Annotated in this window: 11 protein-coding genes and 1 tRNA gene; 6 read left to right on the top strand and 6 right to left on the bottom strand. The window is 67.6% G+C overall.

Features of this window, described 5'->3' with window-relative positions:
- From BHQ18_RS07010 to BHQ18_RS06995, 4 genes are all read left to right on the top strand, one after another.
- On the top strand, positions 1 to 1,374 hold the full coding sequence (locus BHQ18_RS07010; RefSeq protein ID WP_069412872.1) for a metallopeptidase TldD-related protein: 1,374 nt from the start codon (positions 1 to 3) through the stop codon (positions 1,372 to 1,374).
- 7 nt (positions 1,375 to 1,381) lie between these two features.
- Positions 1,382 to 2,230: a carboxymuconolactone decarboxylase family protein gene (locus tag BHQ18_RS07005; protein WP_069412871.1), complete on the top strand. Its 849-nt coding sequence runs from the start codon at positions 1,382 to 1,384 to the stop codon at positions 2,228 to 2,230.
- Positions 2,231 to 2,374: 144 nt separating this feature from the next.
- Positions 2,375 to 2,448: transfer RNA gene (locus tag BHQ18_RS07000), tRNA-Ile, on the top strand.
- 123 nt (positions 2,449 to 2,571) lie between these two features.
- Positions 2,572 to 3,738, top strand: coding sequence for a Fic family protein (locus BHQ18_RS06995; protein ID WP_069412870.1), 1,167 nt, complete (start codon positions 2,572 to 2,574; stop codon positions 3,736 to 3,738).
- A 15-nt stretch (positions 3,739 to 3,753) separates the two neighbouring features.
- Here the strand turns inward: BHQ18_RS06995 and BHQ18_RS06990 are convergent, their stop codons facing one another.
- From BHQ18_RS06990 to BHQ18_RS06965, 6 genes are all read right to left on the bottom strand, one after another.
- Positions 3,754 to 6,627 carry an Ig-like domain-containing protein gene (locus BHQ18_RS06990; RefSeq protein ID WP_069412869.1) on the bottom strand — a complete coding sequence of 958 codons (2,874 nt, stop codon included), beginning with the start codon at positions 6,625 to 6,627 and terminating at the stop codon, positions 3,754 to 3,756.
- Positions 6,628 to 6,863: 236 nt separating this feature from the next.
- A complete protein-coding gene (locus BHQ18_RS06985) occupies positions 6,864 to 7,127 on the bottom strand; it encodes an excalibur domain-containing protein (RefSeq protein WP_069413031.1) in 264 nt (87 codons plus the stop codon).
- A gap of 94 nt (positions 7,128 to 7,221) precedes the next feature.
- The gene (locus BHQ18_RS06980) at positions 7,222 to 8,127 is read right to left on the bottom strand and encodes an alpha/beta fold hydrolase (protein ID WP_069412868.1); all 906 of its coding nucleotides are present in this window, start codon (positions 8,125 to 8,127) and stop codon (positions 7,222 to 7,224) included.
- Complete coding sequence (locus BHQ18_RS06975; RefSeq protein ID WP_069412867.1) at positions 8,128 to 8,631, bottom strand: AMIN-like domain-containing (lipo)protein; 504 nt, start codon at positions 8,629 to 8,631, stop codon at positions 8,128 to 8,130.
- 28 nt (positions 8,632 to 8,659) lie between these two features.
- The gene (locus BHQ18_RS06970) at positions 8,660 to 10,789 is read right to left on the bottom strand and encodes an alkaline phosphatase family protein (protein ID WP_069412866.1); all 2,130 of its coding nucleotides are present in this window, start codon (positions 10,787 to 10,789) and stop codon (positions 8,660 to 8,662) included.
- A 114-nt stretch (positions 10,790 to 10,903) separates the two neighbouring features.
- Entirely contained in the window at positions 10,904 to 11,836 is a 933-nt protein-coding gene (locus BHQ18_RS06965) for a lytic transglycosylase domain-containing protein (RefSeq protein ID WP_069412865.1), read from the bottom strand.
- A 75-nt stretch (positions 11,837 to 11,911) separates the two neighbouring features.
- On the opposite strand from BHQ18_RS06965, the gene BHQ18_RS06960 reads away from it, so the two are divergent.
- A complete protein-coding gene (locus BHQ18_RS06960) occupies positions 11,912 to 13,192 on the top strand; it encodes an acyl-CoA dehydrogenase family protein (protein ID WP_069412864.1) in 1,281 nt (426 codons plus the stop codon).
- A 31-nt stretch (positions 13,193 to 13,223) separates the two neighbouring features.
- Positions 13,224 to 13,412 carry a hypothetical protein gene (locus BHQ18_RS06955; RefSeq protein ID WP_069412863.1) on the top strand — a complete coding sequence of 63 codons (189 nt, stop codon included), beginning with the start codon at positions 13,224 to 13,226 and terminating at the stop codon, positions 13,410 to 13,412.
- The last annotated feature ends 58 nt before the right edge of the window (positions 13,413 to 13,470 follow it).

Raw genomic sequence — 13,470 nt, 5'->3', positions numbered from 1 at the left:
ATGATCGGTGCACAGCAGGTGGTGGAACGCGCGCTGGCCGAGGCGTCGCGGTTGGGTGGCGCGGACGAGACGATCGTGTTGGTCACCGACCGCGCGGACGCGTCGCTGCGGTGGGCGGGCAATTCGATGACCACCAACGGGGAGTCACGGAGCCGCAACACCACGGTGGTGTCGATCGTGCGCCGCGGCAGCGAGTCCCACGTCGGGTCGGTGCGCTCCAGCGAGGTCGACCCGGCGACGATCGCAGCGCTGGTGGCGTCGTCGCAGGAGGCCGCGCGCTCGGCGCCGGCGGCCCGCGACGGCGCGCCGCTGCTGTCCAGCGGCGACGCGCCGCCGGACTGGGATGCGCCGCTGCCGGTGACCGGTGCCGACGTGTTCGGTTCTGTCGCAGACGGTTTGGTGCGGGGATTTCGCGGCCGCGCCCAGTTGTACGGGTATGCGCGCCACATCCTGGAGACGACGTTCGTCGCGACCTCGGGTGGGCTGCGGCGGCGGTTCACCCAGCCGACGGGGTCGGTGGAGATCAACGCCAAGCGCGACGGCGCCAGCGCCTGGGTGGGGGTCAGCACGCCGGATTACGTTGAGGTTCCGGTGGATTCGATGCTCGACGAGTTGGAGACCAGGTTGGGGTGGGCGCGACGCACGGTCGAATTGCCCGCCGGACGGTACGAGACGATCCTGCCGCCGTCGACGGTGGCCGATCTGATGATCTACATGTCGTGGGCGATGGACGGCCGCGGCGCGCAGGAGGGGCGCACCGTGTTCTCGGCGCCGGGCGGCGGCACGCGGGTGGGGGAGAAGCTGACCGACCTGCCGCTGACGCTGTACTCGGACCCGTTCGCCGAGGGCCTGGCGTGCACACCGTTCGTGGCGACTGCGACGTCGTCGGCGCGGGTGTCGGTGTTCGACAACGGGATGGACATCAACCGGGTGGACTGGATCTCCGACGGCGCGATCAACGCGCTGGCGTACCCGCGGGCGGCGGCCGCCGAGTTCGACACGGTGCCGTCGGTGCCGGCGGACAACCTGCTGATGACCGGCGGGGAGGCCGGCCTGGCGGACATGATCGCGCGCACAGAACGCGGACTGTTGTTGAGCACGCTGTGGTACATCCGCACGGTGGACCCGGCGGTGCTGTTGTTGACCGGGTTGACCCGCGACGGGGTGTACCTGATCGAGGACGGTGAGGTGACCGCGGCGGTCAACAACTTCCGGTTCAACGAGAGCCCGCTCGATGTGTTGCGCCGGGCGACCGAAGCCGGGGTCAGCGAGGCGACGTTGCCGCGCGAATGGGGCGACTGGGCGACGCGGGCGGCGATGCCGACCCTGCGGATTCCGGACTTTCACATGTCATCGGTCAGTCAGGCGCAATAATCGGCGGATGGGCGATGATGGTGTGGCCGAGCGGATCGCCGGACTGGTCGCGATGTCGTCGGGCGACGGCGGACGCGACACGCTGATCCGGTTGACGTGCGGGCGGGCGTTGTCGCTGCCGCCGCTGCCGCTGCGCGAGGATCTGCTCGACGAGCCGACCGGTGAGGATCGGGTGCTGGCGGCGTTCGTCGAGCAGTTCGCGGTCGACGTGTCGGGGATCGGTGACAACCAGCGAGCGCGGTTCCTGGAAGTGTTCGGCGACAACGCGTTCCGGGTCGCGGTGACGATCTTCATCGCCGACTTCGTGCCGCGGGTGTGGGCGGGCTGCGAGGCGATCGGCTTGGGCCGGCCGGGGCACGGCGAAGCGGCTGTCGACGTCGCGTCGGATCCGGTCGATGCGCTGCTCAACGGCTTCGCGCCGGCGGTGGCGCAGCTGCGGGAACTGGATCCGGTGACGACGGAGATCGTGCGGTTGCGAGGCGCGACGCAGCACAACTGCCGGCTGTGCAAGTCGCTGCGCGACGGGGATGCGTTGGACGCGGGCGGGTCAGAGGATCTGTACGGGCAGATCGAGCGGTACGAGGCGGCGGAGGGGTTGAGCGAGGCGCACAAGGCGGCGTTGCGGTACGTCGACGCGCTGATCTGGTCGCCGTCGACGATCCCGCCGGAGGTGGCAGAGGGGGTGCGCAACCACTTCTCGCGCAAGCAGGGGTGGGAGCTGACGCTCGACGTCATGCGCAACGCGTGCAACAAGATCGCGGTGGCGCTGGGTGCCGACACGCCGCGGGTGGCTGCGGGCACCGAGCGGTACTCGATCGGCGAGGACGGCCAACCGGTGTACGCGGACATCGCATAGGGGCTCGGGGGTACATGTGTTTTCCTGCCAGCCTCGGAGCGACATTGTCGCTCACCTACTACAGGCGGTCCTCGGTTGCGCGACAAAGTCGCTGTGAGGCTGGCACGAGCGGGTGTGGGATCATGGTGCCCGCGTCACGCGCCGGGGGCGGTAGCTCAGTCGGTTAGAGCCGCGGACTCATAATCCGTTGGTCGCGGGTTCGAGCCCCGCCCGCCCCACTTCGAATCCCTTCGGTTAACTCCCCTCTGGATGGCACTACTCCGCCTCGGCATCTGCGTCAAGCGAAGCTCGTTCATATCTTTAACCTCACTTAATTACTCAAGTGAAGTTACGATGACGTTGTGACTTCACTTCGTCCGGTCACCTACGAGGACGTCCGTTGGGACCCACAGGGGAACCGGTCTGGGAGCGTCGCGGCGTGCACCTACCACCCCGCCGTGCCGGTCAAGATCGAACATCTGGCTCTGGACTTGTCGGCATCCGCGTTCGCGCAAGCCGAGTATGCCAGCCAGGAGATAGCCCGCTTCGACGCCGAACTCGGAGGCGAGATCGCACCGTTCTCTGCGGTGTTACTGCGCTCAGAGGCCGCTGCCAGCTCGCAGATCGAGAACCTGACGGCATCAGCGCGTGCGATTGCCGAGGCCGAGCTACCCGGCGCCAAGCCCAAGCGCAATGCCGAGATGATCGTTGCCAACACCGCTGCGATGCAAGCAGCCATTGCGCTGTCTGACATCCTCGACGCTGACGCCATCCTGCGGATGCACCGCGTTCTGATGGCCAACGACTCACGCCACACACCTGGCGAATTCCGCACCGAGCCGGTGTGGATCGGCGGCGGAGCCACACCCATCGGGGCCACGTTCGTCGGTCCGCGCCACGAGATCGTGCCCGGCGCGATTCGCGACCTCATCAAATTCGCGCAGCGCGCCGACGTCCCTGGCTTGCCGCAGATCGCAGTGGCCCATGCACAATTCGAGACCATTCACCCCTTTACCGACCGGAATGGCCGCACTGGCCGTGTATTGCTTCAAGCCATGTTGCGCAACAAGCGATTGACACGTCAGGTGACGGTCCCGGTCTCGGCCGGGCTGTTAGCCGACACGGGCGCGTACTTCGCCGCACTGACCAGCTACCGCGACGGCGACGCTGAGCCTATCGTCGAATGCGTCTCGGGGGCGACTGTCCTTGCCATCGCGAACGGGCGCCAACTGGTCGCCGACCTTCGCGACATTCGAGCGAAGTGGAACGACGTCATTACCGCGCGGTCGGACTCGGCGGTGTGGAAGGTCGCCGATCTACTAACCCGCCGCGCGGTGGTGAATGCCGCGCTGCTGCAGCAGGAATTGGGAATCGATTCCACCAACGCTCACCGCTACCTCAACCCACTCACCGAGTCGGGAATCCTTATCGAGACGACCAGTGGCCGCCGCAACCGAGTGTGGTGTTCTCCCGAAGTGCTCGCCGCCCTCGATGCGTTCGCCGCACGTGCCGGCCGACGGACCACCTGACCCCGCCCACCCCACTCACAACGACGACGGGCGGTACGGCCCCGTCGTGATCTCGTACGACGTGACAGTCGTCGTGGCGGTCTCCGCGTCGGTAACTGACATCAGCAGGGTTGCCCCGCCGGTCCGATGGACCGTGAAGCCGCTGATCGTGCCCGTGAACGGCAGCGCCGTCGACTCGCCGGACGGCTCGACCACGAGCAGCGTTGCGCTTCCTCGAGGGTTCGACTCGAGCAGCTGGTAGAGGACGCCGCCGGGTCCGATCGTCGCCGGCGACTGCGGAATGCCCGCGCCGGGGTACGTCTGGGCTTCCTGTCCGGGACGCACCACCGTGAACGCGCTTGCCGTCGAACCGATCTGGGCGACCACTGCGACCGTTCCGTCAGCGCCGACGATCGGGGCGCCGCGCGGGCTACCGGGCGCGCTGTACGGCGTCGGGTTCACTTGCCCGGGCCGCAGGACAATGATCTCAGTACGTGTGGGGTCTTCGACCGTGCCGACGCCACGCGAGGTGACAACGGCGAAGGTCCCGTCGGCGCCGATGGCCGCGGTACTGCCCGGGACATCGGTGATGGGGATCGACACGGGGTCCGCCCCGGAGCGGAGGACGACGTACTCCCGATACCATCCGCCCGACGGGCCGGTCAGCGCATTGAGCACGACCGTGCCGTCCGGGCTCATCAGCAGGGGATTGAGGAATCCGGCGGTCGTCCTCGCCACCACCGGACCCTGGCCTGGGCGCAGCACGGTGACGGTGAGCTGGTACGGATCCGCCGAACTGCCCGAACCGGTATAGGTCTGGTAGGCGACCGTTCCGTCGTCACCGATCTGCGTACCGTAGAGCGCGCCATCCGCCGTCGACACGACGGCCCCGTGTCCGGCTCGCAGCACTGTCACCGTCACGCCGCCGTCGGACCCCGTCGCGTAGGACACTGTGCCGTCCTTGCCGACGGCGATACCGCTGGAGGTGCCAAATGCATTGCTGGTGACCGGGTCCTGCTTGGGGTGCAGGACCGTCACGGTCGTCACGAACGGGTCGCCGGCGGCACCCGACCCCGAGGTCGTCGCGAAGGCGACCGTCCCGTCGCCGCCCACGACCGGCTCTCCGACCAGCCGTGACGGGCCGTCCTCGGCGAAGGCGTACTTCTCGACGACGGCGCTACCGGGGCGCAGGACGTGTACGGTGCGGGAGGTTTTCCTTCCCTCGGCATCCTCCAAGCTGGTCGTGAAAACCACTGTGCCGTCGGGTGTCACCGCCGGCGGGAAGAACTGCGGCAGTTCATCGATGGCGATGACGATCGGCGCTTCACCCACCCGGGCCACCCGCAGGCTCATCTGGAATCCGCCGTTGACCGGAATGTAATTGATGCCGGCTACCGCCGTCCCACGGGTGTTCGACACCGCAATGGCGGCCGTCCCGGCCGTGGTACTCGTTTCCGTGGCCGTCCCCGGCCGCATGACGGTGAAGGTGACCATGCTGGGGTCGACCTCACTTCCCGACCCGCTGGTGGTGGTGACCACCGCCGTGCCGTCGGAAAGCACATTGACTGAGCCCCTTATCGAGCCGAGAACATCGGCCGTGACGGGGTCCCGGCCGGGGCGTACCACCGTGATGGTCGTGCGGTACGGGTCGGCGGACGTGCCGGAACCCGTCCGATAGGTGACGGCGAACGTGCCGTCGGATCCTTGCGCCGACGAGGCCGACGTCGTCGGGACCGTGACTTCCCCGACCGCCGTGGCGGTGGGTTCGGTTGTCGTGGGAACCAACGCGATGCTGATCTCCCTGGTGGTCGTGTGCTTACCTCCGAACAGGCCGGCGAGCCCGTGTACATGCCACCCGTTTCCTCTGTCGCTGACCGTCACCGTGAAACTGTCGGTCAACAGCGATGTGCCATCCCATGTTTCGGGTGCCATATAGGTGAACTCGCCCTGGTCGTCGATCGTCACGGTGCCGCCGCCCGCGCTCGTCGACGGCACGGTGTAGGTCAGCGCGTCGTCGTCCGGATCGGACCCGACGACAACACCGGTGACCGCGCGGTCGACTTGCTCGACGTCGGTGGGGGCGGCCAGCACCGGTCGGCGGTTGAAGAACGTCGTCTGAATCTCGCGCCGTATCCATCCGAGCACCGCCCACAGAAGCGGCGGTTGCGCGGGCCCCGGGCCGCCCGGTGAGATGAACGGCGACAGCAGTGTCTGCACCACCGCCGACACGATCCCGACCGGTATCGCGACGAGGCCGGCGATCGGATTGGGCACTGCGGTGAGCACCTGCGCGTGCCGCTCAGCGACGAGCGGAGTCGGCACGTCGACACTCGCGGTGGTGGTTTCGGCGGCGCCGAGGGTCTCCGAGACGGGTGCACTGTCCGACGGCTGCGCGCCGCGAGCGCTGGATCTTGTGGCGGTGCTCTCGGTCGCGGCGCGGTTCTGCGCGGGCGATGCGACGGCAGCCGTCGATTGTTTTGACCTGTTGCGTTCGACCGGCGCCGTGACGGTCGGCGCCGGCGCCGAGAGTTCCTGCTCCGGTTCGGGGTCCGGCTCGTCCTCGTCAGTCTCGTCCGACTCACCTGACGTGTGCGCACCGCCCGAGGACGAGATCGTCACGCCGTTGGGAAGTTCCGTGGTTTCCTGCGTCGACGGCGGCGTCGTCGAGCCGTTCTCCTCAGCAGCGCCGGGCGACTGTTCGACAGGCGAACCCGACGTCGATTCGTCGACGTCCCCGATGGAAACGTCGGTCTCGGCCGAGGTGTCGCCGATATTGGCGGGAGTGGGCGAGTCCGACGAGGGGCTCGTCGTCGCGGTATCCGCGCACGCGACGCCGGGCGATCCGGTCACCGCGATCCCGACGCCCAGCGCCACCGCCAGCGCCCCGACGCGTCCCACATAGGTCGCCACCCGGCGGACCCGAACCGGTGATGGGAACTCTGAACAGGCTGCGTTCGTATCGACCACTGTGTCCCGCCTCCAGGGCAAAGGGAACGCTGGCTGGCGACAGGCCCCCGTGTCACAGGGCAAAGTTGCCCGGCTGTCGAACAGTAACAGCAACACAGGACCTGGCAACGTAAATTGACGCGCGAAACGATAAAGCTGTCGCCCGGTCCGCGCCTACGCGACGTCAACAGCGCGGGCGGTCAGCTGTCACACGCGGTCCCATCGCCGTCGCGGTCGAGTTCGTAGATGTCGTCACCGATCACGGTGATGGGACCTGCCACGTACTCGGGACCGTTCCCGCTGCCGCCTGCACAATCCACATCGCTGGCGACGGGAACGCACCCGGAGTAGTTCGAGTCGCAATCGGAGCTCTGCCTCAGAGGTGCATCGAGGCTCATCGGGTGTGCACTCGCCAGGCCCGTGGCGACCGCGCCCAGCGCCACTGCCACTACCGAACCACTCATCGACGACGCGAATCTGCCCACGAGGGCAAATACTAACTAGGCCGTCAACGTTGTCCATCGGGTTTGCTGAAATGAGTTCTCCTGCGGCTCGAAGTCAGCTGAGGAACTCGCCCAGCAGCTTGTCGACCACCTCCGGTCGGTCCTGGGCCAGCCCGTGGCCCGCGTCCGCCACGAACTCGATCCGCGCCTGCGGCAATTGCCTGCGCAGCCGGGCGGCCGACTTCGGTCCGTCGTTCGCCGTTTCCTGCTCACCGATGACCACTAGGACCGGGATCCGGGCGGACGCAATCGGTCTCAGATCGCAGTCGCTGTGCAGCGGCCACGGCCGCGGCTGCGGATTCGACATCGACGTCTTGAAATACAGTGCGCCCGCGACGAACTGATCATTGAGCATCCTCCACGGCGGCTGGCGCAGCGCACTGCGGGTCGCGGGTGTGACCAGCGATTCGAGCATCGACCACACCCGCCGCTCCGTCGGCCACACCCCGATGGTCGTCAGGCCGTGAATCAGAAACCGCGGGCTCGTCCCGCACGCGATCCCGACCGGGCTCAACAGTGCGAGGCGCTCCACCCGCTCCGGGTGCGCCGACGCGTAATGCGTCGCGATCCACGCCCCGCGCGACGCGCCGATGAACGCCGACCGCTGAATTTCGCACGCGCACAACACATCGTCGAGCCACCGGACCAGATCGGCGCTTTTGGTCGTCGGCCTGGACGCTACGCTTTTGCCCACCTCGTCGATTGCGTCGACCATCGTCACACAGTGGGTCGCGGTGAGGACAGGCAGATTCGGCACCCACGCCGTGGCACTGCTCGACGACCCGTGCAGCGCGACCAGCGGTGGCTTCGAACGATCGCCGGCGGTCAGCACATGGGTTCGTCCGAACGACGTCGGCACGTCCGATTCCGTGATCGGGACGCTGCTGGCCGACAGCGATTCGTCGTAGCGCGCGACGTACGCATCACGGGCCCGCGCGGACCGGAATGACGACAGCCCCATTCAGCCGAAGTCCACCACCAGGCGGGGCGGACCGTCGAGCACCGACACGCCGAACGGCACCTGCTGCCGCAGTCCTGTCACCCACGTCAGCACCGCTTCGAAATCGCCCCCCTCGCTCACCTCGGTCACGGTCGTCGTGTCCGCGCTCACCGTCGACGGCCCGAAATAGGTTCGTTCGCCGTCCGTCCATCCGCTCGCCGTCGCCGGGTTCAGTGTCACCTGCACCATCGCGTCGGCGCCGGGCAGCGGAATCTCGTGGCCGGAGGCATCCTGATGAGCCGGCAGCGCCCGGTATCCGACCGTGTAACCCGGCACCCGGTCGGTGAACTCCAGCACCAGTCGGTCGAAGTTCTCGTGCACGCCCACCCGCACGTCGGCCAGGTGTGCGATCGGGCCCGGCCGGGTCTCGCGAACGTCCGCGGTGCCGCGGTCGGGCTGCGCCTCCGCCGGGCCGCACCCCGCGAGCAGCACCAGCACACCGGCGATCGCAAGTGTCTCGCGCATCGCCCCAGCGTAGTCAGCGGAGGCTACGTCAGGCGACGCTCCCCGCACCGCAGGCGTTTTCGTCCGCCACACCTGCTGTTCGGCAGTTCAGCACCAGCACTGTCGCCTGCTGCTGCTGCTCGGTGTCCGGCGGCCACGTCGGCGCCGGCGGCGGCAGGATCGGGAAGATCCGGGCGCCGTGGACACCGGTCAGCAGCGCGACGATCTGCGCCACGAAGTTCGTCGGCACGTAAAGGATGTCGCCGAGGATCGCGAACGGCGTCCCGGTGGTGAAGTCCATGATGAAGTACGGGATCGACGAGAAGATCGTGCGCGTCCCCAGCGCCACCGTGGTGATGAGTCCGGGGTTGGTGTTCGTGGCGATCATGTCCTGCAGCGCCTGGTGCAGATCGACGGGATCCTCGTCGCTGCCGGCCAGCGACGTCAGCGAGACGCCGTCGCTGTAGCCGGGCACCGGCGCCCCGAACAGCGTCAGCACCGTCGGCGTGGTATCGACGATCTCATACTCCGGGTTCACCCACCCGTCCTTGAAGTCCGGCCCGGACGCGATCACGAATGTCGCGGTCTCGCTGGGTGTTTGGAAGCCGTGCCCGAAGCCGCGCTGCGGTTGGTGGCCGTGGTCGGTGACGACGATGACCGTCCACTCGCCCTCGTCGGGGTTCGCGGTCTCCCAGTCCTCGATCGCTTGGAGAATGGCGCCGAGGTTGTCGTTCACGTTGCGGATGGACAGCTTGTATTCCTCGGACGCGCCGCCGTAGGCGTGGCCGTTCTCGTCGACACCGACGAAGTAGCTGAACATGAACGTCGGCTTGCCCGTCGCGGTCGCCGCGATCGCGTCGACGGTGGCTTGGCCGATCGCGTCGTCGGTGGCATCCCAGTACGGATCGTTCGGCAGGTGCGGAACGAAGATGTTGGTGTCCACGTAGCGCTCACCCGTGCCCGCGATCGCGTTGATAACGTCCCAGTTCGCGATGTTGGTCGTGTCGATGTCGGGGTTGTGGTTCTCCAACAGCGTGAACACCGTCGGGAACTTGTCGTAGGTCCACGGTGTCCAGATGTTGTTGATGACACCGGTCTTCTCGCCCCACGCGCCGGTCAGGATCGACGTCCACGACGGGTTCGACAGCGTGGTGTGCCCGACGATGCTCGAGGCCGCCGTGGTGCCGTCGTCCATCAACGCGAAGAAGTTCTGGTTGTAGTCGTCGGCCAGGATCCGGCTCAGGTTCGTCCCGTCCACGCCGATCACCAACACGTTCGGGTTGGAATCGGCGAGCAGCGACGGACCGGCGATCTGGGTGACCGAGTACTGCGATGGGCGGCGGTTCGAGATCCGGTCGAACTCGTTGCGCACCAACGACAACATGCCCGTGAGCAACGACGAGTTGAACGGTGACCAGTTGCCCGGGCCCAGGAACGGCTGGAAGATCGCCGTGACCACGTCGTTCACCAGCTGCACCAGCACCTCGAGCGGCTGCGGCACCGGCGCGGTCACCGGCGTGGTGGTGGTAGTGGTCGTCGCGGCGGTGCGGAACGCGGCCGCGCTGTCGAAGGTCTCCGGCCCGTCCGTGCTCGTGAACGACATCAGCGACAGCTCGGGCTTGGACTCGGACTCGGTGGCGTCGTCGCCGACCGGAGCCGGGTCGTTGCTCTCGGCGGTGACGGCTGCGTTCGTGGCGGCGGAGTCCTGCTGCTGAACGCCGTCGTCGTTGCCGGCCGGGCTGTCGTCGTTCTTGCCGGTCTCGGAGGTCTGGTCGGGTGCGGCCGGGGGCTCTTGTTGCTGCTCGTCGCCGGAGCCTTCGTCGTCCTCGTCGACGTCGTCCAGTTCGCCATCCGCGAGTTCGTCGTCGCCCAGGTCGGCGTCTTCTTGATCCTCGGCGGGTTCTACTTCGTCGTCGTCCTCTTCGGTGTCCGACGGGTCCGTCGCCTCGGTGCCGGCATCATCGTCGTCGTCGCCGTTGGTCCCGGTACCTGCTGTGCCACCCTCCGCGCCCGTCGGCGACCCGCCGCCGGTCGAAGTCGACGTCGTCGAGCCACTTGCTGACGGCGACGACCCGGTCTCATCGGCATAAGCGATCCCCGGAGTGCTGGCCACCGCGACGCCGACCCCGAGCGTGACCGCCAGCGCTCCGACCCGACCGATATACCTGGCATAGCCCATGACGATGTCCTTTCGGCTCACGCAGCGGCCCGACCGCGCCGCGCGGAAATATGCTGTCCCGCAAATTACGCCCACTCGGCTGCCCGTTTGCCGGAATCGCCGAAGTATGGCGTGTCAACGCGGCGGCCGGGAGGCCAGGTACTGCTCAACCGGAATTCGCGTCTGCGCGAAGTAGCCGACGGGCAAGAGCAGATCACCGATGGTCGTCTTGTAGTACACCTGCCAGCGGTGATAAGCCGGGAACGCGGCGGGATCGGCGGCCATCAACGCAGCGTAACCGCTGACCGCGCGCACATAGTGGTACGAATTGTTGTACCTAAACAGCGCATGGTCGGGGTCGCGGGCGAAGCCGTTGGCGGCGAGGTAGCGGCCGGCGGCCATGATCGCGTCGCGCGGTGAGTTGATGTCCCCACCCTCGCCGTATGCCGCGAACGTCGACGGTAGGAACTGCATCGGCCCCTGCGCGCCGGCCGTGCTCACGCCGGCGATGCGCCCGAAAGCCGTCTCGATGAAGTTGATCGCTGCCAGATAGTTCCAGGGCACGCCCGACGCGGTCTGCGCCTCGCGGTAGTGGCCGAGCAGCTCGTCGGCAGGCGTCGGGTCGACGATCCGCCACGCAGGCACGGTGTCCTGTTCGGTGCCCTCGCTGAGCGCGGTCAGGTGCCGTCGCGCGCTGACATTGCCGTCGTAGAAATCCAGCAGCTCGGGCAGGATCCGCGGCCGCACGACCGCATCCCACTCACGATGCCGTCCGATCGCCCGGTAGGCCGCCTGCTGACGGTGCGCAGCGGCGGTGAGCAGCTCCTCCGACGACGCCGGATCTCGCAGTGCGCGTTCGTCTTCGACCAGGCCGTCGGCGATCTGCGCCGGGTCGGTCGCCAGTTCACGGCGGATCGGCGGCGGGGGCGGTGCAGCCGGTGGTGCCGACGACGCCGGCGGGGCCGACGCGGGGGGTGGGGGCGGCCCGGCGGGCGTCGCGCAGGACGCGAGCGCGATCGCTACCACGACGACGGTCGCGGCGCGCCGAATCGCGGCGATCACCGACATCGCTCCTCCTGCCCCCGATAGCGTGGCGCCGGGCGAGCGCCGCGCCCGCCAATACTAGGAGCCGAGGAGACCTGCATGGCTTGGGATTTCAGTACCGAACCGGAATGGCAGCGCAAACTCGACTGGGTCAGGAAGTTCTGCGAAGAGAAGGTCGCCCCGCTCGACCACGTCTTCCCGCACGCGGTGCGCTCGCCGGATCCCGCGGTCAAGGCCTACGTGCGCGAACTGCAGCAGGAGGTCAAAGACCAGGGACTGTGGGCGATCTTCCTCGACAAGGACCTCGGCGGGCCCGGCTTCGGTCAGCTCAAGCTCGGATTGCTCAACGAAATCATCGGGCGCTACCCCGGGGCCCCGCAGATGTTCGGGGCGTCGGCGCCGGACACCGGGAACATGGAGATGCTCGCGGCCTACGGCACCGAGGAGCAGAAACAGCGCTGGCTCACCCCGCTGCTCAACCAGGACATGTTCTCGGCGTACTCGATGACCGAACCGCAGGGCGGAAGCGACCCCAACCTGTTCAAGACCCACGCCGTGCGCGACGGCGACGAATGGGTGATCAACGGCGAGAAATGGTTCACCTCGGCGGGCCGCGTCGCCGACATCCTGTTCGTGATGTGCACCAACGGGATGTTCGTGGTGCCCCGCAAGACCCCGGGCGTGGAGATCAAACCGGAACCGCGCAACCACAACCACATCGTCTACCGCGACGTGCGGGTGCCGCTCGACCATCTGCTCGGTCCCGAGGACGGCGCAAAAGTGTTGGCGCAGAGGCGACTCGGTGGCGGGCGCATTCACCATGCGATGCGCACGATCGCGCAGTGCACCCTGGCGTTCGACATGATGTGCGAGCGCGCGCTGAGCCGCCAGTCGCACGGCAAGGTGATCGCCGAGCACCAGATGGTGCAGGAGAAGATCGCCGAGTCCTACGCGATGATCAAGATGCTGCGGCTGTTCGTGCTCGAGACCGCGTGGAAGATCGACAACACCTCCACCCAGGAAGCGCGCACCGAAATCGCGGCGGTCAAGTTCACGATGGCCAAGGTGCTGCGCGAGGTCTCGTTCAACGCCCTGCACATCCTCGGGTCGCTGGGCACCACCGATCTGACCCCGATCCAGGCGATGTACGCCGCGGCGCCGACGATGGGCATCGCCGACGGCGTCGACGAGGTGCACAAGGCCACCGTCGCGCGCCGCGTGCTGCGCGACTACCAGCCGCACGAGGGCGACTTCCCGACCGAGTTCCTGCCCTACAAGCGCGAAGAGGCGCGCCAGAAGATGCAACCGGTGCTCGACGCGCGACCCGAACTCGCCGCCGCCGCGCAGGCGTACCAGAAGTATCTGTCCCGTCGCCGGTGACTTCTGTCGCCCGACGGGAGAAGGTGGAGCCATGAGATTCGCCATCGTCTTCGTCGGAGTGGTCGTCGCGTTGTTCGGTCTGCTGTTCGCGCTGCAGGGGTTCGGCGTGGTCGGCGGCAGCCCGATGAGCAACACCACGACCTGGTCGGTACTCGGGCCGATCATCGCGCTGGTCGGTGTGGCGCTCGTGATCGGCGGCACGCGCAAGCGCAAACCTTAGAGTGAGCGTCTGGCTGTAACACCTGAGCCAGCCCAGCGATGAACCTTCTGAGACTGGA

Origin of the sequence: Mycolicibacterium flavescens (assembly GCF_001722335.1) — a bacterium.
GTDB classification, from domain to species: Bacteria; Actinomycetota; Actinomycetes; order Mycobacteriales; family Mycobacteriaceae; genus Mycobacterium; species Mycobacterium flavescens.
This window is presented reverse-complemented; position numbering and strand designations above follow the sequence as displayed.